This window comes from Clostridium gasigenes, from assembly GCF_017348895.1.
Taxonomy (GTDB): Bacteria; Bacillota; Clostridia; order Clostridiales; family Clostridiaceae; genus Clostridium; species Clostridium gasigenes.
The window spans coordinates 281,567-304,393 of sequence record NZ_CP071376.1; the positions used below are offsets into that span (position 1 = coordinate 281,567).

Here is a 22,827-nt window from a genome sequence, read left to right on the forward strand (position 1 = left end):
ACAGCATGGTTAAATATAAAAAAATATTTGTTATAGCTGCCGCACTTCTTTTATTAGTAACAGAAAAAGGGTGGGCAACAACATTGCTCCCCCCTAATGTTAAATTAATAGGAAATGCAGAAGGCTTAGTTAATGTTCCTGGAGAAAGTCCCTTTCTTCAAGGAGTAAATATGTTACCAGGAGATAATATTACAAGGCAAATGGTAATAGAAAATGACTATGATTATCCATATGAAATATTTTTAAAGGCAGAAAGAGTAACTCCAAAAGAGGAATATGACTTACTTGAAAAACTACACCTTAAAATAAATTATAATGACAAAACAATATATAATGGAGTTATAATTGGTGAAAATTTGTTAGTAGATACTATATCCTTAGGAGTTATAAATCCTGGAGAAAATAAAATATTAATCGGAGAAGTAGAACTTGAAGGTTCTACTATAGGAAATGAATATAAAAATAAATATGGAGAAATTAAATGGATTTTTACAGCAGTTAGAAAAGAGACTTCTATTAAAATCCCATATACTGGTGATAAGGGGGTTTTACCTTATGTTATAGTAGCAATCCTTAGCTTAGGTGGAATAATAACTATTACAATAGTAGGCAGGAGGAAAAAAGAAATATGAAAAAATATTTAAAATCAATCTTAATAGCCTGTCTTACAATAGTATTTATACTAGGAGTATTTCCTATGGGTAATTATAATAAAGTGAAATGCGAAGAATCCCCTCGATTAACATTAAAAAAAGAGGCAACTAAAATAAGCGATGATGAATACAAAATTGAACTAACAGTCGATGGACCAGCATCACCAGATAAAACTGGTACTGATATAATTATTGTTATGGATTCATCTGGAAGTATGAAAAATTCAATGGCATTATTAAATAATTCTATAAAGAACTTTTGCTCAAAAATGTTAAAAATGAATAACACTAGAATTTCTGTAATTGATTTTGATGGTCCAAATACTTTTTCCGGTACTGGTTCTATGAAAGATGCAAGAATCATCACTGAAAAAACTACTAACGGTGGATTTGAAAGTAATTATAAGAATATTACTAATGCAATTGATACTAAAATTTCAGTTGCTGGAGCTACAAATACACAGGCAGCTATAAGAACTGTTAAAAATCAATTAATAGTTTCTGAAAAATCTAGACCTAACGTTGATAGATATGTAATATTTTTTACAGATGGGATTCCAACAACTGCAATAGGTGAATCGGTAGTTAATGAAGATAATAGGTATAAAATTGAAAATTATATTAAACTATCAAAGACAGAATTTGATAGTATTGATAAGAAAGATACAAAATTTATATCACTAGGATTGCTAAATTATTCTAATTGGCAGAATGTTCAAGCTCATGAGCTTTTAAACTATATTCAAAATAGCGGCTTTAAGGATATACAAAATAATACTGATATAGACTCTATTTATACACAAATTAGAAATGATATTGTTTTACAGCTACTAATTGCAAAAAATGCAGTATTGACTGATATTGTTTCAAAAAACTTTGAAATTATACCAAATAGTAATGAACCTAGCACTATACCAATGACAGTATCGTCAGCAGAAAATACTGTATCATTTAATATTGATGAAATTACCACAAGTGGTACTAAGGTTTCCTTTAGAGTAAAGACTAAGGATGCGTATTACGCTAATAATGAAGAACCAACTAATGATAAAGCTGTATTAAACTATACTACTCCAAAAACAAATAGTCCAATTGAAGGAACATTTAATGTTCCAATAGTTAAGCTTGAACCAATAAAAGGGTCTATAACCATTATAAAAGAAGTAGATAAAAATGGAATGGAACCTCCTTCTGGAGATACTTTCACTGTGAAATTACATGGTGGAAAATCTATGGAGGAATATAACTTTGATTTAGCATCAAACTCCACCACAAAGGTAGATTTTACATTAAAAGATAAAGATACAACAAATCTTATTTATCCATACTATTTAACTATTGGTGAATATGATATAACAGAAATTATTCCTATGAATTATACGCTGAAAGAGATCTATGTTAATGGAACTAAGGTAGACACACCTAAATTCACAATAGATAAAGATAATCCTAATATAACAATAAAACTTGTTAATAAATATGATAATGATAGGTTCTTTACAGATACTCAATCAAAAGAAAATCAACTAAAATATAATCCTACTACACAATAAGAGAATTAGAATTTCAAATAAAAGGTCGAGGACTACCACCCCTCAGCCTTTTTCTATATGTATCGGAGGTTTTTATGAAGAAATTAAGAAAGTATTTTTACCTTATTACCGCATACTTATCATTAAGTAATAATTCTATTGCATTATCAATATCTTTTTCTTTTATTAGTATATAGTCTGTATCGTAAGTATAAATAGCAAATATACTTATTCCCTGGCTTGCCATTAAACTACTAATACCAGCTAAAATTCCTACTAATGCAAAATCTAAAGGGCCTTCTACTTTTAATACTTTCCAATTTTTTCATATTTAATGTCAGTAGGAATACTTTCTTGTAAACATACAATTGATAATTCATCTTCTGTTTTAGTTATAGAATAAAATTCACCATCTATAGCCCAGTTAGGAATTGAATTAGCTTTATCTAATCTACAAACTCCATATTTTTCTTTTAATAATTTCATTGTTAATTTTTCTTGCGACATTTTAAATTCCCTCCTTTTATTTTCAAACTAAAATTTTCTACATTTACAATCAGTCTATAAATTGAGTCTATTAATTATTATTTTTTCTAAATATATAAGTACTAAAGACACCAATTCCATTAGTACTTTCAATATGATTAACCAGTTCAAAATAGTCTTTTATCTCATCAAAATCATTCTCATAAATTAGGTCATCTTTTGTGATTTTATCATCAACTTTATGGTTAGCTCCAAATCCATTAATAAAAAGAATTCCACCTCTATTTATATTTCTATAAATTACATTTAAAATTTCTTTGCTTAATCTATAATGATTTATAACTATATTATCAAAAACTCCTATATCCTTTAGTGCATCCTTGATACTTAAATCTACTTGTTTTACAATTACTGAATGTCCATGTAAAATTGAAAATTTATTTAATCTTTCCAGTGCTTTTTCACTAAAATCTATGGCAGTAACTTTAAAATCATTTTCAAGTAGAAAAATAGTATTTCTACCATCTCCACAAGCAACATCTAAAACAGTACCAGCTTTAAAGCATCCTATACTTTCCACTAATATTTTTTCAGGTGAGAAGAGATCTTTACCTCTTCTATAGAATTTTTCATCCCAATAATCTTTATTTCCCATATAATCCATCCCAGTATCCCTCCTACTATATATTTTTTTGATATTTATAATATCAATCTAATTTTCCAGTTAATAGTCTCTTCTTTTCATTATCTATTTGTAGATCAGGTAATTCTTTTGATAATATTGTGAAAATTCCATAAAAATATTTCAATTCTTATTCAATTGTATCTATATATTTAGGCAGAAAAAATTGTTGTGTAATATTATAACGTACTTCCTTTTCGTTCTGTACTGTAAATAACTAGACTCCTCATAAGCCGCCACTCCTTCTTTTCCAAATTTGCCCTATTGTTTTATTATACCATATCCCTAAATCCAAACTAATTTATATAACTTATTTTTCAATTTCAATGGTTTCACCATACATATTTACTTTATAAATTTTATAATAATATTCTTTATCTTCTAATTTAAAATCAAATTTTATCTATTTATTAAATTATTACTCCTCTCAATATACATAAATATAGATTTTTTTATAATTTTACTTAAACTGAAAAAGAGTTAGCCTTTTAAATCTAACTATTTTGGTAATTTCTTCCATTTTAGTAATTACCTTTTCTCTTCTAATTCTATTCTTGCTTTACTGTTCCTATTTCTTCTATATTTATTAAGAAATAGGAACACCTCCTAATCTATAATATCAGTCCCCTTTAGTTTAGTTATATAAGTTTCTATATCATCGCTCATTTTAGGCACTGCGCACCTTAGGCGTAAATTCTAAACTCCTTTAAACACATAGACATAGACGTAAAACTTTCTATTAATATAAAATATTCTGAGAAGCTCTGTTTAATAGATAATTTTATTAATAATCTTAAATCTTCATCTTCTATTCTATGTAACTTTGAAAATTCCTTATCTACTACTACTAAGGTTTCTTTTATATTTTTTATTAGATCATATAATCTTTGTTTATTTATCCCATTTTTATATTTTTATTCATTAAATCCATTACCTCAATTTCTCTATGTAATTTCTTCTCTAAAAATTCCTCTATTGATAATATGTTATTAATAGCAATTGTTTTATAACTTAGAATACTATATCTATGTCTGAATACTCTTCAAAATTTTCTGTTAATATACTTCCAAATAATATTACTGTAACAAAAGGAGCTAGCATTTCGCTAACTCTTAATAAGGTATAATAAATTTTATTTTTTGCATTTTTTTATTTATCTACCATTTTTTTTATTTTATCAACATACTTACTTGGAATATTTAGCTTTTCGGCGATTATTTTATTATCTACCCCTTTGCTAATTAAATTTTTTATTTGTTTAATATTTTCAGGTTTCTTAATGAAATCTATAACAAATTTACCTAAAACATTATTTTTTATTTTTTTTATCTTATCAAACATTATTTCTCCCTTGTTTTTTATACTATATTTTTATATAGTTCATGATAATCTATTGATTCATCCAACATATTATCTCGTATAACAATAAATTTGTTATTTAAAGCCTCTATTTTTATAATATTATACACTATCATCTTTACTTTTCATTTCATCAATAGCTCCACTAGTTAACTGTTCCTATTCCTAAATTTATTACTTCAACATCTGTAGTTTTTTCATAATCAAAATAATAATTAATTCTATTGTAATCTACTAATTTCTTCGATGACCCAATAGTTAACTCTGTTACTATTATTGTAACTCTTGCATCTTTTGAGACTATATCCACTACATCCATACAGCCTTCTACAAGTTCATCATCTCGTGTTATCTCTAAGTTAGTTTTACTAACAAGTTTATAGTTACTTATTTCTAATTCTACTCTTGCTTTATACTCTTCTTTTGTAGTATATAATCCTAGTACCTCTGGTTGTTCTTGATCTATGCTCTCTGCATACCCATCATAGGAATATTCTATTAATTCTACTAAATATAATTTATTCATATATAATTTCCCCTTTATTTATTATTTTAATATTTTCTATATGGAAATATTATTCTTGTATTATCTTTAATTATAGAAATACTACATTATTTTTCTTATAAATTAATAACGTATTATCCTTTTTGTGAAAACCTCAATAAATATCCATCTAAATCCTGAACTAACAGCTCTTTCATTTTTATAATTTCACCATTAGATTCATATTCACTTTCAATAATATCCCTAAATAAATTTATATTATTTTTCACTAAACTAGATTTTATGATAGCTACATCATCAATCCCTATTTGAAAATTCACGCCTCGGCCAAATGGATATTGTAATTTACCCGTATTCCAGTAACCATTAATTTCTTCTATCATTATTTGTGCTTTTCCTAATGATAAAAAAGCAAATTTATCTTCTACCCTCTCATACTCTAGCTTAAATCCTAGAACATCAATATAAAACCTTTTAGATTCTACAATACTACTTACTGATAATTCTGGTATTAAATCATTAAACTTCATAACCCCCCCTATTTCTTTTTATCATTATATATATGTTACTTGTACGCTCTCTTTATTTACTATTGTACCCAAAATAGGTTGATTTAACAACCACAACAACAACTTAAAAAGAGCTAGGTCATTTCTCCCAGATCTTTATTTAGTTAAATTTTCAACTTGTCCCTTAGTTAGACCAGTTTTTTCTGCAATAATCTCTATAGCTAAAACCCCAATAAGCTTTTTAGCTATATTTATTCTTTCTTCTATTCTTCCTTGGTATTTTGCATCTGTTATCAAGTCTACTTCTATCTGAGATTCCTCTTCTCTAGCTCTCCAAAATTCCATGGATTCTAAATCAGTACTCATATAATCAAGTCCTTTTTCAGTTATCCTAATATCCATTTCCCTCATAACCCCAAATGCACCTTTAAACTCTATAATTCCTGACCTTACAAGTTCTTTTACCCTCCAGAATATGTAGTCATCACAAATTTTAGTCTCACTATTCCCAAGGATAGCTCCTACTGTTCTTGCTGATTTTTTAAATTCTTTTTCTGTGTATTTTAATATATCACTATCAAAATAATTTTCACCTACACTCTTCACCTTACCATCTTTAAAAACACGAAGTATTGAGTTATCTCTTTTTAATAAGTTCCAAGCCTTAATTAATTCATCATATTCTTCTAACTTAACTTTTCTTTTCTGTTTAATAAATGGTTTTAGCTGCTCAGTCATAACATCTCCTAATGACCTATATGTATATACATCACCATTTTCAATTTTATGAATTACATCTGAGACATTTATAATATATATATGGCTACACTTCCCCTTTAAAAGTTCCAAAGTATACAACATACCACAAATCTCACTACCACAATTTCCATACCATAAATAAATTACATCTGAGTTCTTGATTCTCAAAATCTTTTTATGAACACTTTTATAAATCCTACTATACTCTTGTTGTAAATAGTTCTCACCATGAGATTGAATTAACTTATCTTCTTTATAAATATTATTCCACCAATTAATTCTGTCACCCACATTTATTACATCCGCTATAGGCCCTTGCGAAATATCATCATCAAATGTGATAACCTCATTCTCCTCTATTGACTCTTTCTTTTTAAAAGCATGTCTTAAACTTATACCCGCACACTCTGAAAACCCTATATGTATTATTTTCACCATAACTTCCTCCCCAAAATAATATTTTCCCCTTTAAAAATCTTACTTTCATTTATTCTCAACCTTTATTACTAACTTTGTAACTTACCTACTTAAATGTTATTATCCAAATAATTTATTGTCAATTTGTTCACTCTAATTTTTTATAACATAAACAGAGCTAGTTTTTACACTAACTCTTCAAATTATGGAACTACTATACTATTTTAGTTGTCCAATCCTCACAATTCCAAGTTTCTGTTATTATATCTCTATAGAATTCTGGTTCATGGGATACAAGTAATATTGTACCTTTATATGCTATTAATGCTTGTTTTAATTCCTCTTTTGCATCTACATCTAAATGGTTAGTAGGCTCATCGAAGATTAATATATTTGTTTCATTGTTTAATATCTTGCAAAGTCTTACTTTTGCTGCTTCTCCACCTGATAATACCATTATTTTAGATTCTATTTGCTTTGTTGTTAATCCACATTTAGCAAGTGAGGCTCTTATTTCATATTGTGTTTTCCCTGGAAACTCTTGCCATATTTCTTCCATGCATGAGTTTGTGTTTCCTGATTTATCCTCTTGTTCAAAGTATCCTATGTGTTGATAATCTCCAAGTTCCACTTCTCCACTTAATGGTTTAACTTTTCCAAGCAAACTTTTTAGTAGTGTAGATTTTCCTAGTCCATTTGCTCCAACTAAAGCTATCTTTTGACCTCTTTCCATAGCTAAGTTAAGTGGTTTTGTTAATGGACTATCATATCCTATAACTAAATCTTTAGTTTCGAATATAACTTTTCCAGCGGTTCTTGCTTGTTTAAATCTAAATTCTGGCTTTGGTTTATCTTTAGATAATTCTAAAACATCCATTTTATCAAGTTTCTTTTGTCTTGATTTAGCCATATTAGAAGTAGCTACATTAGCTTTGTTTCTAGCTACAAAATCTTCAAGCCTTGCAATTTCCTTTTGTTGTTTTTCAAAAGCTTGCTCATGTCTTTTTTTATTATCTTCATATAATCTCATAAACTCAGTATGATCACCTACATATCTAGTAAGCTTTCTTTCTTCAACATGATACACTAAGTTAACTACTTCATTTAAGAATGGAATATCATGAGATATTAATATAAATGCATTTTCATAACTTTGCAGATATCTCTTAAGCCATTCAATATGTTCTTCATCTAAATAGTTTGTAGGCTCATCTAAAAGAAGTATGTCAGGCTTTTGAAGAAGTAATTTACCTAAAAGAATTTTCGTTCTTTGTCCACCAGATAAATCATCTACATCTTTATCTAACCCAACACCTGATAACCCAAGACCCTTAGCAATTTCTTCAACCTTAGGATCAATTACATAAAAACCATTATGGTCTAAAAGATCTTGAATAGTAGCTGTTCTTTCAAGCATTTTATTAAGTTCTTCTTCTGTAACTTCCCCCATTTTTTCATAAAGAGAGTTCATTTCCGCTTCTAAATCAAATAAATATTTAAAAGCATCTCTTAATGCATCTCTTACACTTTGTCCTTTTACTAAAGCCGCATGTTGATCCATGTATCCAACTCTAACATTATTTGACCAAACTACTTTTCCTTCATCTGGCATAAGCTTATCTGTTACTATATTCATGAAAGTTGATTTACCTTCACCATTTGCTCCAATTAACCCTACATGTTCACCTTTTAAAAGTCTAAATGACACGTCTTCAAAAATAGCTCTGTCACCAAAACCATGATTCATATTTTTCACTAATAAAACACTCATATTTTTCCTCCTATAATCAAACGACAAATAAGGTGCAATTTAATATCACACCTTATTTATTATAAACTATTATGTCATAAAATAAAGATATTTTTTCTTTTACTATATCTATTTTTGAGATACCTTAATACATATATTCCTTTACATCTTCACAAATAGATATTTTTAAAGAATTATCTTCTAATACTTTTTTGTATGAACATAAAAATTCATTTAATTCTAAATCAGCTAAATCAATTTTCCCTGGGCTTTTTAAAATTACATTCTCACTTTCAACATATATAATCACATTGTTTTTCTCATTTTTAATGTAGTATGTGCTTACAGCTTTTACTTCCATTCTTTCTTTATATTTCTCTTGGAATCCCATTGCTTTTCTTGCTTTTTCATAGCTGTTTGCATCAGCGTGTATATTATTTAATCCCATGTCTTTAAGCTGCTTTTCAAAGGCTCCAGTATCTAAACCATATCGCTCCATAAGTTTAGTTTGCATTTTTAAAAATCTATCTTGAGATATATTATTTTCTTCCATATATAATGTTATTTCTTTTGTGAACTCAGCCATATTTAATTTTCCCTCTGCCATTTTGTAATATAAAGAGTACATGTATGCTTCAATTTTATCTATATCCTTATCCATATCTTTTTCACTAGCTTTATTTTTAATTTGATTAAAATCTATTACTTTATCCATTTAAAACATCTCCCTAATTATAAAATAAATCTTAGTATCATTATACAATACTAAGATTTATTATTCCATATTCTTAAAAAACTATTACTATTCCTTAACTTTTTATTAATCTGTTCCTATTGCTGTCCAAACTTCATTATAAAGTTCTAACTCTTCTGTGTTTAAATGTTTATATACTTCACATTTATCCATAACTTCTTTTGGCATATAAGCCCCTGGATTGTTTTTAACTTCATCTGATTGAGCTTCCATTGCTCCTTTATGCGGAGTTGTATAACCAATTTCTTCTGCTATTTTTAATGCATTTTCTTTTTCACTTACAAAATTAATAAATTTTTCTGCTACATCTTTATTATTTGCATTAGTTGGTATTGCCCATGAATCTAACCAGAAATCTGCTCCCTCTTTTGGAACTATATATTCTAAGTTCTCGTTTTCATCTGCAAGCGTTAACCCTTCACCTGACCAAATCATAGCAATTGCAGCTTCCCCTTGTCTCATTATATCCATAACATCATCCGCACCATATTTTAAAACAAGAGGCTTCTGATCTATTAAAGATTGTTTTGCTTCCTCTAATTCTTTATGACTTGTACTATTTATTGAATATCCTAATCTTTTTAAAGCCATTCCAATAGTATCTCTTTGTGAATTTAATAAGAAAATTTGCTTTTCATATTTTTTATCCCACATTATATTCCAACTATCCACTGGATCTTTTACTAAATCTTTATTATATACTATACCAATTGTTCCATTCATATAAGGAACTGTGTACTCATTATTTGTATCGTATGGTTTTGCCAAATCATCTTCATTCATTTCTTGTAAATTTGGTATATTTTCTTTATTTAATTTTTGAAGCTTCCCTTCTTGAATTAATCTGTCAGCCATGTTATCTGAAACTAAAATTGCATCATATTCAACCTTTCCTGAAGTTGCTTCTATGTACATAGTTTCCATTTCATCGAATTTTTTCTCGTTTACTTTTACATCATACTTTTCTTCGAATTCTTCTATTACTCCATCTGCAATGTTTTCTCCATAGTTTAAAATATTAATTGTAGTTTCATATTTTTTTCCACAACCTACAAATAAAGATACTCCTAAAACCATTATTGACAATAAAGCAGTAATTTTAAATATTTTGTTCATTTGTTTGCTCCCTTTTAATTGTATTTTTTATTTACTAATAAACATTATCATTTATTATATAGTTTATTTTGAAATTTGAAAAGTATAAATTTAACAGAATATATTTCTGAACTCTTTAAAATATTATATTTTTATAACTTTTAAATTTATTATTATTGCAAATAGAACATTTGTTCGCTATAATTATTTTTATAAATCTATAAAAATAAGGGTGATTAATTTGAATATAAACGAAAAATTACAAGTATTATCTGCTGCTGCAAAATATGATGTGTCTTGTTCTTCTTCTGGCTCTAAACGTAAAAATAAAAATAATGGACTTGGCGATGCTTCATCTAATGGTATTTGTCATAGTTTTGCTGCTGATGGTAGATGTATTTCTCTTTTAAAGATACTACTTACTAATAATTGCATTTATGATTGTAAGTATTGTGTTAATGGTTCTTCAAAAGATGTTGAAAGAGCTATCTTTTCACCTGAAGAGGTTGTTTCTTTAACAATAAATTTCTATAAGCGTAATTACATTGAAGGTTTATTTTTAAGCTCTGCTATATTTAAATCTCCAAACTATACTATGGAACTTTTATTATCTGTTGTTAAAAAATTACGACTTGAAGAAAACTTTAACGGTTATATTCATCTTAAAGCAATTCCTGGGGCTGATGATATTTTGATTAAAGAAGCTGGCGAATTTGTAGATAGAATGAGTGTAAATATAGAACTGCCTTCTTCAAGTAGCCTAAAATTACTTGCACCTCAAAAGACAAAGCATGCAATACTAGCACCTATGAATCTTATTAAAAATAATATTATTGAACATAACTATATGAAGAAAACAATAAAATCAACTCCACTATTTGTTCCTGGTGGTCAAAGTACTCAATTAATTATTGGAGCTACCCCTGAAAGTGATTATAAAATTTTGAACCTTTCTGAAAATCTTTATAACACTTATAATCTTAAAAGAGTTTATTACTCTGCTTATGTTCCTGTTATAAAAGATAATAATTTTTTACCAGACATTACTCATCCACCTCTTGTTCGTGAGCATAGGCTTTATCAAGCTGATTGGCTTTTAAGGTTTTATGGGTTTAAAGCTGAAGAATTATTGAAAAATAAAGATGATAATTTTGATTTAAATTTTGATCCTAAAACATCTTGGGCTTTAAATAATATTGATAAATTTCCAATTGAGATTAATAAAGCTTCCTATGAAGCTCTTCTTAGAATTCCTGGTATAGGGGTAATATCTGCAAAAAGAATTCTTATAACAAGAAAAGTTCACACACTAAATTTTGAGGATTTAAGAAAGCTTGGAATTATACTTAAACGTGCCCAATATTTTATAACATGCACCGGCAAATATTATGGTGATGTTTCCTTTGATGATGAAAAGATTAGAAATAGACTACTATATATGGATAAGCCTTCTTTAGATAGGCAAAACTTATCACAACTTTCATTTTTTGATGATATTAAACCTAATAGTAGCGGTATACTATTACCTGAGAAAAAGAAAATACTTTTACCTAAAGATACCTATACTTCAACTACTGGACAGTTTTAAGAAAGGAGATTTTATTTTGATTATATATTTTTACGATGGAACTTTTGAAGGTTTGTTAACTTCTATTTATGATGGGTTTTATGCTACTACCCCACCAAATATTATCTCTACTAAATATGAGCATGAAGTAGATTTTCTTTCCGAAGTAGTTAATATAGAAACTGATACTATAAAACATAAAAAAGTACAAACCTCTATAGTTACTAAAATTGATCCACTTTGCTTAAATAAATTATATAATGTTTTTTTATCAAATAAAGAAGATAAGGGCATGTTATGCTTTAACTATCTTAAATTAGCTTTTAAAATTGGACCTGACATACACAAATATCTTCATAATGATTTAGTAAAATCTATTGATAGTATAAATAAAAAAATTTCTCTTGAATCACATAGATTTACGGGATTTGTTAGATTTTCTTATATTAACGATAAATTTCTTTATTCTTCAATTGAGCCAGATAATAATATATTAGAATTTATTTCACCACATTTTCAAAGAAGATTTCCAGGTGAATATTGGATTATCCACGATATAAATCGTGGACTTGCTTCAATTTATAATACAATTTCCTGGGAAATTGTCGAAATGGATATGGAATCCTATAACGAATTAAAAAATTATACAGATGGCTTCCATGACCTTTGGAAAGACTATTTCACTTCAGTTACAATAAAAGAAAGAGCAAACCCTAGACATCAAAAAGGTCAAATGCCTAAACGTTATTGGAAACATCTTACTGAAGTGAAATAATAATTTGCTTAAATAGTTGCTATAGCTTCTATTTCTATAACTGAATCTTTTGGTAATCTTGCTACTTCCACACAGCTTCTTGCCGGTGGATTTTCCTTAAAGTACTCTGCATATATTTCATTTACAAGCGCAAAATCATTCATATTTTTAACAAATACAGAAACTTTAACAACCTTATCTAAACTAGTTCCAGCAGCTTCTAAAACAGCCTTTACATTTTCTAAAGATTGTCTAGTTGCCTTTTGTATATCCATAACTAATTCTCCAGTTGCTGGGTTCACTGGAATTTGTCCTGATGTGAAAATAAAATCTCCAACTCTCATTCCTTGTGAATATGGTCCTATTGCTTGTGGTGCATTATTTGTTGAAATAATTTCTCTTTTCATAACTACACTTCCTTTGTATATTTATTTATTTTTAACATATACTAACTACAAATAATTAATAAGGAGGTCTTTACTTTGAGTAAAAAACCCCAAAAAAATAATACTAACATTAATAACAAAAATTTAAAAAATGCATCTCCTGAACCTAATGACGGTGTTTTTATAGATAATTCCCCTAAGGATAAATTTTCTACTAATGGCACCGTTCGATACGGGGAAGAAGCAGATAACTGCGATATTTAATTAGCTTCTCCCATAGGTCATAAACTTCTAGAATTGTTTTTGATTATCTTTTTAAGGTCCAATACTTCTCTCCTTTTCAAAAACAATTCTAGTTAGATACAAAAAAAATAATAGACTATTTATATTAAAACTATACGCTCTTTTCTTTCCTTCTGCAATATTCTATTGAAATAACAATTATAATTTAGCATTTTTTTGGATTTATTGGATTAACTATTTATGTCCTGCCTCAAAAGTGGTAAAATTAGATATTATATGAATAAAGAATTTTTAAAAAATAAATTCGTTTATCATAGTTACACAAGATATAAAAGGAGCGATTAAAATGAGTAAAGATGTAAACATTGATTGGAGTAAACTTACTTTCGACTATATTAAAACTGATTACAGATATTTGTCAATTTGGAAAGATGGTCAATGGGACGAAGGAAAGTTAGTTGAAGATAATATGCTAACAATAAGCGAAGCTTCTACTGCTCTTCATTATGGGCAACAATGCTTTGAGGGCCTTAAAGCTTATAGAACTAAAGATGGAAAAATACAGTTATTTAGACCAAATAGAAATGCTGCAAGAATGAATGACAGTAATGCGAAGTTATTAATGCCTGAAATTCCTGAAGAAAAGTTCATTGATGCTTGCATGCAAGTTGTTAGAGCTAATGAACACTTTGTTCCACCTTACGGAACTGGAGCTACTCTTTACCTAAGACCATTTATGATAGGTGTTGGAAATAACATAGGGGTTAAACCAGCCTCAGAATATATTTTTTCAGTATTTTGTATGCCTGTTGGTCCATATTTTAAAGGTGGACTTGCTCCATGCAACTTTATAATTTCAGATTATGATAGAGCTGCACCTCAAGGTACTGGTGGACAAAAAGTTGGTGGAAACTATGCAGCGTCAATGCAACCACATAAAATAGCAGCTGAAAAAGGATTTACAGATTGTATTTACTTAGATCCAGCTACCCATACGAAAATAGAAGAAGTAGGTGCTGCAAACTTCTTTGGAATAACAAAGGATAATAAATTTATTACACCAATATCACCTTCAATTCTTCCAAGTATAACAAAGTATTCATTAATTGATATAGCTAAAGACTACTTAAATCTTGAAGTTTTAGAAAGGGATGTATTGGCTGATAACCTTAGTGAATTTAAAGAAGCTGGTGCTTGTGGCACTGCTGCTGTTATAACTCCAATTGGTGGAATATCTTATAAAGATGAACTTCATGTGTTCCATAGTGAAACTGAAGTTGGCCCAATTGTAAAAGAATTATATAGAATTCTTTGTGGAATTCAATTTGGAGATGTAGAAGCTCCAGAAGGTTGGATCTACAAAGTTTAAGTAAATAAAAAAGGTTAAGTTTTCAACAAATGAAAACTTAACCTTTTGATTTTATTATATATGTATTTTATTTTTTATCCTTAGTTATATAATAGTACGGAAGTGCTACGAACACTACTCCACCTATAAAGTTACCTATAGATACTACAATTATGTTATACGCGTAACCAGCTAAAGTCACTTGTGCAGGATCAATCATCCAACCCATTGCAAGCATTCCCATATTAGCTACACTATGTTCAAATCCTGCTGTTATAAATGTAAATAAACACCAGAATATCATTAATATTTTCGCTGTTTCTTCTTTTAGCTTATATGTCATCCATACAGCTAAACAAACAAGTATGTTACATAATATACCCTTTATTAAAAGAGGCATAAATCCTATCTCAATTTTAGTAATTGAACTACTTACTATAAAATCTCCAATATAAGAGTTAGCTCCACTAGCAAGTCCGGCTTGTACGAATAGTGTAGCACCAATTACTCCACCTATTATATTACCAATCCAACTACCAAACCAAATAGTTAAAGCATCTTTCCATGTAACTTTCTTTTCTAGTCCGCCAAGTGTCATTATCATAGCATTACTAGTAAATAAATCTCCACCAGCCATTAAAACTAAACTTAAAGCAACACCAAAAGATAATCCCATTACTATTTTATAATTTGCTGAACCACCATGCTTCATTATTCCACCAATAGTATAAATAAGCATAATACCAAGGCTTACAAATAAACTTCCAATGATTGCACTAGTTAAATATCTAGTTTTTCCTTTTTTGTATAACCCAATTTTAACTTCTGCCGAATGGGCTATTTTATCAATTTCATTACTGTACATTTACATCCCGCCTAACTCAAGTATATTTTCTTGTTATGTTTTTAACAATTCCTTATATATAATACAACCTTTTATGGAATTTTTCAATTAAAATTGGAAGTTCACCCTTCTTAACGCTTTTAAAGCTCCCTATTTTTAATATACTTATCTAGAATACAAGAATACTAACTTGTTATTTATTTGGAGATGTCTTAATTAGTACATATCACCCTATTTATTTAATAGACCCTATTTCATCAAATGGATATACTCTAAAAGATGCACTTCCTTCAACTTGATTACAATCAATAAGTCCAAATTTTCTACTATCTCTACTTACAGATCTGTTATCTCCAAGTACAAATAACTTACCTTCTGAAACTGTAATTGGAAGTTTAAAATCGTTACTTATAGTTTCACCTTTTGCATAAGGTTCATCTAGTTTTTCATTATTTAAATATACAACTCCATCTTTTATATCAACTTCATCTCCGGAAACTCCAATAACCCTTTTTACTAATCTATTATTGTTATTATTTTTTTTACCAAGTATTGATCTTATATTCTCCCTAGTGTCTTCAATAATAGTTCCCCTTTTACAATTCTCAAGAAATATAATAATGTCTCCCCTTTTAGGTTCACTAAAGTTATAATTTAATTTATCCACTATTAGATGTTGTCCATCATGTAATGTATTGTCCATAGAACTTTGTTCTACTTTTACATTTGCCAAAACCTTACTATTAACTATTGAAACTATACAAATTGCTACTAGCACAGAAAAAATTCCACCTCTAATTTCCTTCATTATATTTTTATTCTTAATCATTAATATGCCCTCCCTATAAAATAATTAACTCTTCACTCGCAACTTATTAGTTACCACCTATTATATTAATTATATCATATCAATTCAATATTTTTACATATCTATGTTAAATAATAAGCCTTAGGCATAGTAAACTAACTAACCTTAATTGCACATATAAAGTCAGCTTATCTAAATGATATAAAGCAGCGCAGGGTTTGCTGAAAAACAAAAAAAATTAGAGCCACTTTAATAATGTGGCTCTAATTAATTAAATCTAGTTTAATTTAATTTAGTTTTTAACGATAGCTAGTTGCTATTGCAGTTTTTAATATTTTAGGATCACGTTTATATGGAGTTACTGGACATATTTCTTTATTTACTCCAAGTAATTTATATACTGCCATTCTAGCTGCACGAACTGAATATTCTTCTGTAAATACCATATCTTCTGCTATTTCAACAAATTGACTTATCATTGCAAAGTTTGTAGATCCTTTTGGCACAACTTCTGGACGATCTGACATTGCTCTTGGTTGGAAGTGTGAATCTATATAAGGCATCATACATGGAATTACATTTATAACACTTTCCATTATTTCATCTTTCTCATTTTCAAAGTGTAAATGATGTAATAGTTCAGTCATCATTTCTTCACCAGTACAATCTCTCATTGGTTTCTTTACAAAATTACCTTCTTTTTCTGTGAACAATCCATATCCCCAGAATATTGTAGTATCTAAAGGTTGATTTTTAAAATGTGGTTGAGCTGCAACTACTATACTCATTAACCAATTAGAATCTTTAAATGTCATTAAAGCTCCACTACCTGGTATATTACCTGATAATTTTTCAATTTTCTTTAATAATTCATTTCCTTTGCATGTAACAGTAAAGCTTTCCCAGTTTGTTTCTTCTGGATGATTAAAGAATGGTTCTGGGTTTCCAAGTCCTGGTTTTTTAGCCGCTACTTTTTCCCATAGTTGTCCAGATATTGGTTTGCTTGGGTTATATTCTGCCGGTGTAGTAAGATCTCCAAGTGTTGCACAATCTGTCATACAACCATTAGTCATAATACATATATCACCATTATTTAATGTAATTAATTTTTCTTCTCCATCATGATCACAATGAATTGCAGTAACAGTAATACCATCACCGTCTTTAAAATCTAAATCTGTTACAGTACATTTAATACTGAAGTCTACATTTGCTTTATCTAAATACTCTTTAATTGGAAGAATAACAGAGTCATATTGATTATATTGAGTACGTGTTACCCCTTCTAAAGTTTCTATACGTGGGAATTCAAATATCATTCTTTCCATATAACGTTTGAATTCAAATAAACTAGACCACTTTTGGAAAGCAAATGTAGTTTGCCACATATACCAGAAATTTGTTTCAAAGAAATGTGGAGTTGATTTGAACCATTGTTCTATAGTCATATTATCTAGTTTTTTCTCAGGGGTTACCATAAGTTTTCCTAAAGTCATACGATCCTTATTATTAAATCCCATACTTGTTACATCTTGAATTATTCCAAATTTATCTATTAAACGAGCTTGTGCTTTTGTAGGATGTTGATGATCAAAATTTAATATTTCCTCTGTTACGCTTTTTTTATCATCTTCAATAGATGGAATTGTAGAAAATAGTTCCCAGAAGTTTTCATAAGTTTCTTCGTTAAGCATTCTACCACCACGACATACAAAACCATTTGCTACATTACCAGCTCCATCATTACTTCCGCCTAAAATATTCATACCTTCTATTATATGTATATTTTCGCCCTTAAAGTTACAATCTCTTATAAGATAAGCTGCTCCTGCTAGTGATCCTAAACCACCACCTATAAAATAGGCTTGTTTTTCTCCATAATCTCTAAAAACAAAAGTGTTTTCTTTAATTTCTTTATTTTCCTTACATTTTTTATTTGTGTATATTGCAGCCGCTGCTGCTGTTGCTCCCACTAATGCACTAACCATTAAAAATTTATTATTTGTCTTTTTGCTTACCATATTAAATTCCTTCTTTCATAATATATTCTCTCCGTGTTCTTAATATAGTATAAAAAATTGTATTTGTAATTATACTATTTATTATATGTGTCTAAAAAAACTACACATTTATATTATTGGTTAAAATTCAGACAGTTATTAATATTTGTCTATATAATCTTCAAAATTAAAGCTTTAATATTTATATAAGTTAATTTAGGAATTTGAAAATAAATAACAAGTCACAGATGTGATATATATTTTATATCAGAGAAGTAAACAGCTTCCTGTTATAGTGTATTATCAAAGGGTTCTCCCAACAAAGTATAATGTAAATAGACTAACATGCTGACTTGTTATTTATTTGAACGTCCCTTAAATAAGGTGGATGAAGTTTATGACTATAGATTACAAAATTAGAAAGGCTACATTAGAAACTGCAATTAATGTATTATTAATACAAAAAAGGAAATCTACAAACCGTACTGCTAGAAATATTATTGATATTGGATGTAGCTTGAGTAAAAATACTATAACAGAAGATACTATAGATAAAATTTACAATGAATTAATTACTTTAATTCCAAATGAAAATATAAAAATAATAAAAATTTTTGTTGTTGAAAATTTTCTATAAAAAAATGAAGCATATAATATATATGCTTCATAGTAATAAATATCTTTCATAGCCTAATTTTTCTGTATTAAGAGCTAACTGCTTTAAATGGCTGGAAACACTTTTTGTAGATTCATTCATTCCCGATTTTACCCAAGATAATACTACCCCACAAATTCCAAAAGAATAGAATTCAGAAATAAACCCCTTGGCTTCTTCACTTAACTTACTTTTCTCATCTAGCTTTTCTATAGCATCTTTAAATATTACACTAGTTATATTTAAAAGATAATCCTTAAAATATTCATCTGAGTTCTTTATTGTATTTATGTAAAAGGATTTATTTTCTTTCATTATTTCTAATAATTCATATATACGATCACTCCAATTATCAAAACTAATATCTTCAATAACCTTTATAAATAACTCATTATAATAAATCCAGTTTAAAAGTTCATACTTATCTTGAAAATGATAATAGAAAGTTTGACGATTCAATCCACAATTTTTTGTAATATCTGAAATTGATATTTTTTCTATGTTTTTAATTTTACAAGTCTCTTTAAGAGCTTCTGCTATTGCTTTTTTCGTAATCAAAGATTCTGACATAATTCTCTCCTTACATAAATATAATCATGTATAATTACTATTATACTTCCAAAGTTATTCATATGGCTATAATTTTTTCATAATTATTTTTATATAGCTATACTTCTATATTAGATACTTTACCATAACTGATTATCAAATTGGTTTATTTTTTTTAAAAGTCACTTAAATAAATTTACCACTAATTTCCTTTGTAAGAAATGAACAACTACAATCGTATATTAATTGAATAGAGAATTAATGGGGGTGATAAACTATGAATGAAAAGGAGCTTATTCAAGGATTGAAGGATGGAAAAGAAAAATACTTATACATTCTAATAGACCACTATGGAAAGCTTTTTCATGGTATTATTAAAAGCGTTTTATGTTCTTCACATGAAGAAAGTTTTATTGATCAGTGCTACAATGATGTGATTCTAACTATTTGGTTTAACATCAAAAAGTATGATGAAAATAAGGGTCCCTTTAAAAATTGGTTAATTTCCTTAATAATATTTAAATCCATTGATTTTAAAAGATCTCGCAACAAAATGTATAGAAATGAAGTGCTTTCCCCTAATCTTGAGGATTCATGTAATATTCTTTCTGAAATCATAAAAACAGAAGAAAAAGCTGAACTTATAAAGGCAATTGAGTCTTTAGATGAAATAGATAGAGAAGTTTTCAAACTACGTTTTCTTGAAGAATCTACTATTGATGATATATCTTCAAAACTTAAAATTTCTAAAAGCACTGTCTATACTCGCATTTCTAGAGGGAAAATTAAATTAAAAAATATAATTGAAGGAGTTACATCATGAGCTATGAATTAGATTTAAGCAAGGTTGATTTTATTGATATAACTGAAGATGAAATTAATAATTTGAAAATTCTTGGTGAAAGCTTTGATGAGACTGATAAAAATAGAAAAATAGAATTAAAACGTCAAATCATTAAAGAAAACATTAGAATTATTGAAGAAAATGCTAATACCGAACTTGAAGAAAATGAATTTGTTGAATTCACTTTTTTGGCAAAGGCTACTTACCTTAATACCTATATAAATATTTTTGGTTCTTCGGATAATATGATTGCTCCCATGATTTTAGGGAAATTTGATGTTGGCGATAAATTCAAAGTTTTTGTCACTCATAAAAAAATTATGTTCTATGAGTTAGATAATATGTTTAGCATAAAGCGATTCTATATCGTTAACTGTACTGATGTTCTGAAAATAAAATCTGTTAGCAAAAATGACTCTATAAAATTTACTTTCCGCTGTGAAAAAGATAAATATAATAACTTCAGGGAGAGCCGTGACTTATTTCTTCATATTTATATGTACAAAAAAATTCATCTTGAAGTTTTCTCTGCTGACAGAGAAATTATAAAAACTTATTTTGAAGATAAGTTTTCAAATATGTAATTATATTAATTTTCAATTACCTTATTTAATAGCTGAACAGTTACTATTAATTTAAATCTATTAAAAGCCGCACACTAACTTATCTAGTGTACGGCTTTAATATTTGTTATTTATAAGTTTTCTCCTACTATGCCTTATTTACTTTTCTCTTTTCTGTTTCATCCACAATTAATGCTGCAACAGATGCCCCAGTAACATTAGTTGCTGTTCTAATCATATCTATTATAGAATCTACTGCAATTACCATTGCCATACCTTCTATAGGTAACCCCAATGTTGCAAGTACAACTGTTGTTGACATTGTAGCTGATCCAGGAACACCTGCAATTCCTATAGATGAAACAATAGTTGTTAATATTATTAATATATATGAATAAATTGTAAGTTCTATATTAAAAACATTTGCTACAAATATTGCTACTATTGCAGGATAAAAACCACCACATCCATTTAATCCTACTGTAGCGCCAATAGGTGCTACTAAACTTGCAATACTTTGTGAAACTCCAGTTCTTTCTACTAAAGATTTAATTGTAACTGGTAAAGTTCCATAACTACTTTGGCTTGTAAATGCTACTACTTGTGCTGGGAAAATTCCTTTGAAAAATTTCAATGGATTCTTTCTTGCAACAAAAGCAATTAAAGGTGTATATACAATTATAAATTGAAGTATGGCTGCAATATAAACAGCTATAATCACCCAGATTAATGACTTTATAGTTTCTATTCCATTACTAGCTGCTGCTGTAGCAATTAATGCAAACACTCCATATGGAATTATTTTCAATACCATCTTTGTAATTATTAATACTATGTCATAAGCAGATAATATAAAATCTTTAAAAGGTTTTGCTTTTTCTGGATTTGTATTATCTTGTATAACTAATGCTACTGCTACAAATAGTGAAAATATTACAACAGGAATTATTCTATTGTCTACAATTGCCGCTATTGGATTTGATGGCAACATATCTATTAACACTTTTGAAAAGGCTGGGATTTCTCTTTCTTTAAAACTTTCTACCCCTGCAAAGCTTAACCCTTGTCCTAATTTTAATGTATTAGCTACGATAATACCTATAGCGGCTGCAACTCCTGTAGTTCCTAGTAAAATAGTAAAAGTTTTAATTCCTACTGATTTTAAAGTTTTTAAATCTCCAATTCTTACTATACTAGTTATTAATGATGTCATAACTAAAGGTACAACTACCATCTTAATTAAAGACATATATGCTTTTCCAACTGTATCTAAAAATAGGATATCTTCTTTGAATATAATTCCAAGTATTAATCCTAAAGAAAGTGCCATCAGTGTAGCAAATGAAAATTTATTTGTTTTCTCTTTTACTTTATATATAATGTATATTGAAATTATTGATAGTATTATTGCTAATATTAATTTAGTGTTTGTCATTTGTAATCTCTCCCTTAATTTCGAATTTTTTCATTGCTTTTCTAGTTAGTAAACTATATTTTAATTTAATAAATTATAATCATATTTATTGAACTAAAAAAAACCTTCTACCCCTGTAATATACAGAGGTAGAAGGTTATACTTCTACTGTTCCACTCTAATTAGATAATAAATATCCATATTATTTCTGGTACAAAAATACCATAACTCTATAATGGGAGTTCCCATAAAAACCTACTTAATTCGGCTTTTCTGCTCCAAGGGGCACTTCAACAATACTTATTATAGGTTATCTCAGCTAACTAACCTTTCTCTGTAGTAACTTATATT

Annotated in this window: 24 protein-coding genes, 1 pseudogene and 1 other annotated feature (1 of these 26 running past the window's edge); of the genes and pseudogenes, 9 read left to right on the forward strand and 16 right to left on the reverse strand. The window is 28.1% G+C overall.

What is annotated here, in order from left to right:
* The first annotated feature begins 5 nt into the window (after positions 1–5).
* Both J1C67_RS01340 and J1C67_RS01345 read left to right on the forward strand, forming a co-directional pair.
* Positions 6–632, forward strand: coding sequence for a hypothetical protein (locus tag J1C67_RS01340; RefSeq protein WP_167866162.1), 627 nt, complete (start codon positions 6–8; stop codon positions 630–632).
* Positions 629–2,206 carry a vWA domain-containing protein gene (locus J1C67_RS01345; RefSeq protein WP_167866161.1) on the forward strand — a complete coding sequence of 526 codons (1,578 nt, stop codon included), beginning with the start codon at positions 629–631 and terminating at the stop codon, positions 2,204–2,206. Before J1C67_RS01340 ends, J1C67_RS01345 begins: the two co-directional genes overlap by 4 nt.
* 97 nt (positions 2,207–2,303) lie before the next feature.
* Here J1C67_RS01345 and J1C67_RS01350 read toward each other — a convergent pair.
* The 10 genes and pseudogenes from J1C67_RS01350 to J1C67_RS01395 all read right to left on the reverse strand — a co-directional run bounded on the left by J1C67_RS01350 (position 2,304) and on the right by J1C67_RS01395 (position 10,522).
* Positions 2,304–2,692 (reverse strand): annotated as a pseudogene (locus tag J1C67_RS01350) (ACT domain-containing protein).
* Between the two features lie 70 nt (positions 2,693–2,762).
* Positions 2,763–3,335, reverse strand: coding sequence for a class I SAM-dependent methyltransferase (locus J1C67_RS01355; protein ID WP_167866160.1), 573 nt, complete (start codon positions 3,333–3,335; stop codon positions 2,763–2,765).
* A gap of 1,029 nt (positions 3,336–4,364) precedes the next feature.
* Positions 4,365–4,454: a nucleotidyltransferase domain-containing protein gene (locus tag J1C67_RS01360; RefSeq protein ID WP_167866159.1), complete on the reverse strand. Its 90-nt coding sequence runs from the start codon at positions 4,452–4,454 to the stop codon at positions 4,365–4,367.
* Between the two features lie 48 nt (positions 4,455–4,502).
* Complete coding sequence (locus tag J1C67_RS01365; protein ID WP_167866158.1) at positions 4,503–4,694, reverse strand: hypothetical protein; 192 nt, start codon at positions 4,692–4,694, stop codon at positions 4,503–4,505.
* A gap of 163 nt (positions 4,695–4,857) precedes the next feature.
* A complete protein-coding gene (locus tag J1C67_RS01370) occupies positions 4,858–5,238 on the reverse strand; it encodes a hypothetical protein (RefSeq protein WP_167866157.1) in 381 nt (126 codons plus the stop codon).
* A gap of 113 nt (positions 5,239–5,351) precedes the next feature.
* Complete coding sequence (locus tag J1C67_RS01375) at positions 5,352–5,747, reverse strand: bleomycin resistance protein (protein ID WP_167866156.1); 396 nt, start codon at positions 5,745–5,747, stop codon at positions 5,352–5,354.
* Positions 5,748–5,882: 135 nt separating this feature from the next.
* Positions 5,883–6,923, reverse strand: a complete 1,041-nt coding sequence (locus tag J1C67_RS01380) for a DUF1835 domain-containing protein (protein ID WP_167866155.1) — start codon at positions 6,921–6,923, stop codon at positions 5,883–5,885.
* Between the two features lie 193 nt (positions 6,924–7,116).
* The gene (locus J1C67_RS01385) at positions 7,117–8,673 is read right to left on the reverse strand and encodes an ABC-F family ATP-binding cassette domain-containing protein (protein WP_167866154.1); all 1,557 of its coding nucleotides are present in this window, start codon (positions 8,671–8,673) and stop codon (positions 7,117–7,119) included.
* A 124-nt stretch (positions 8,674–8,797) separates the two neighbouring features.
* Entirely contained in the window at positions 8,798–9,367 is a 570-nt protein-coding gene (locus J1C67_RS01390; RefSeq protein ID WP_167866153.1) for a DUF3867 domain-containing protein, read from the reverse strand.
* Between the two features lie 105 nt (positions 9,368–9,472).
* Positions 9,473–10,522 carry an ABC transporter substrate-binding protein gene (locus J1C67_RS01395; RefSeq protein WP_167866152.1) on the reverse strand — a complete coding sequence of 350 codons (1,050 nt, stop codon included), beginning with the start codon at positions 10,520–10,522 and terminating at the stop codon, positions 9,473–9,475.
* Between the two features lie 220 nt (positions 10,523–10,742).
* Here J1C67_RS01395 and J1C67_RS01400 point away from each other — a divergent pair, with 220 nt between their 5' ends.
* Both J1C67_RS01400 and J1C67_RS01405 read left to right on the forward strand, forming a co-directional pair.
* Positions 10,743–12,089: a putative DNA modification/repair radical SAM protein gene (locus J1C67_RS01400; RefSeq protein ID WP_167866151.1), complete on the forward strand. Its 1,347-nt coding sequence runs from the start codon at positions 10,743–10,745 to the stop codon at positions 12,087–12,089.
* Positions 12,090–12,105: 16 nt separating this feature from the next.
* Positions 12,106–12,843 (forward strand): TIGR03915 family putative DNA repair protein, encoded by a 738-nt coding sequence (locus J1C67_RS01405; RefSeq protein WP_167866150.1) that lies wholly within the window; start codon positions 12,106–12,108, stop codon positions 12,841–12,843.
* Between the two features lie 8 nt (positions 12,844–12,851).
* Here the strand turns inward: J1C67_RS01405 and J1C67_RS01410 are convergent, their stop codons facing one another.
* A complete protein-coding gene (locus J1C67_RS01410; RefSeq protein ID WP_167866149.1) occupies positions 12,852–13,229 on the reverse strand; it encodes a RidA family protein in 378 nt (125 codons plus the stop codon).
* A gap of 75 nt (positions 13,230–13,304) precedes the next feature.
* On the opposite strand from J1C67_RS01410, the gene J1C67_RS01415 reads away from it, so the two are divergent.
* Together J1C67_RS01415 and J1C67_RS01420 are read left to right on the forward strand one after the other, a co-directional pair.
* Positions 13,305–13,472, forward strand: a complete 168-nt coding sequence (locus J1C67_RS01415) for a hypothetical protein (RefSeq protein ID WP_167866148.1) — start codon at positions 13,305–13,307, stop codon at positions 13,470–13,472.
* Between the two features lie 325 nt (positions 13,473–13,797).
* Positions 13,798–14,820 carry a branched-chain amino acid aminotransferase gene (locus tag J1C67_RS01420; protein ID WP_167866147.1) on the forward strand — a complete coding sequence of 341 codons (1,023 nt, stop codon included), beginning with the start codon at positions 13,798–13,800 and terminating at the stop codon, positions 14,818–14,820.
* A 67-nt stretch (positions 14,821–14,887) separates the two neighbouring features.
* Here J1C67_RS01420 and J1C67_RS01425 read toward each other — a convergent pair whose 3' ends face one another.
* The 3 genes from J1C67_RS01425 to J1C67_RS01435 form a co-directional block, all read right to left on the reverse strand.
* Positions 14,888–15,664: a formate/nitrite transporter family protein gene (locus J1C67_RS01425; RefSeq protein WP_167866146.1), complete on the reverse strand. Its 777-nt coding sequence runs from the start codon at positions 15,662–15,664 to the stop codon at positions 14,888–14,890.
* Between the two features lie 214 nt (positions 15,665–15,878).
* Complete coding sequence (gene lepB, locus J1C67_RS01430; protein WP_207713873.1) at positions 15,879–16,472, reverse strand: signal peptidase I; 594 nt, start codon at positions 16,470–16,472, stop codon at positions 15,879–15,881.
* 278 nt (positions 16,473–16,750) lie between these two features.
* Positions 16,751–18,472: an oleate hydratase gene (locus J1C67_RS01435; protein WP_167866145.1), complete on the reverse strand. Its 1,722-nt coding sequence runs from the start codon at positions 18,470–18,472 to the stop codon at positions 16,751–16,753.
* Positions 18,473–18,848: 376 nt separating this feature from the next.
* Here J1C67_RS01435 and J1C67_RS01440 point away from each other — a divergent pair, with 376 nt between their 5' ends.
* Complete coding sequence (locus tag J1C67_RS01440) at positions 18,849–19,088, forward strand: hypothetical protein (protein WP_089972380.1); 240 nt, start codon at positions 18,849–18,851, stop codon at positions 19,086–19,088.
* 27 nt (positions 19,089–19,115) lie between these two features.
* Here J1C67_RS01440 and dhaS read toward each other — a convergent pair whose 3' ends face one another.
* The gene (dhaS, locus tag J1C67_RS01445; protein WP_167866144.1) at positions 19,116–19,676 is read right to left on the reverse strand and encodes a dihydroxyacetone kinase transcriptional activator DhaS; all 561 of its coding nucleotides are present in this window, start codon (positions 19,674–19,676) and stop codon (positions 19,116–19,118) included.
* A 256-nt stretch (positions 19,677–19,932) separates the two neighbouring features.
* On the opposite strand from dhaS, the gene J1C67_RS01450 reads away from it, so the two are divergent.
* Positions 19,933–20,478 carry a sigma-70 family RNA polymerase sigma factor gene (locus J1C67_RS01450; RefSeq protein ID WP_167866143.1) on the forward strand — a complete coding sequence of 182 codons (546 nt, stop codon included), beginning with the start codon at positions 19,933–19,935 and terminating at the stop codon, positions 20,476–20,478.
* The gene (locus J1C67_RS01455; protein WP_167866142.1) at positions 20,475–21,083 is read left to right on the forward strand and encodes a hypothetical protein; all 609 of its coding nucleotides are present in this window, start codon (positions 20,475–20,477) and stop codon (positions 21,081–21,083) included. Before J1C67_RS01450 ends, J1C67_RS01455 begins: the two co-directional genes overlap by 4 nt.
* A 127-nt stretch (positions 21,084–21,210) precedes the next feature.
* Here the strand turns inward: J1C67_RS01455 and J1C67_RS01460 are convergent, their stop codons facing one another.
* Positions 21,211–22,497: a dicarboxylate/amino acid:cation symporter gene (locus tag J1C67_RS01460; protein WP_167866141.1), complete on the reverse strand. Its 1,287-nt coding sequence runs from the start codon at positions 22,495–22,497 to the stop codon at positions 21,211–21,213.
* A gap of 121 nt (positions 22,498–22,618) precedes the next feature.
* Positions 22,619–22,827 (reverse strand) — a binding site (T-box leader); it runs 28 nt beyond the window's last position.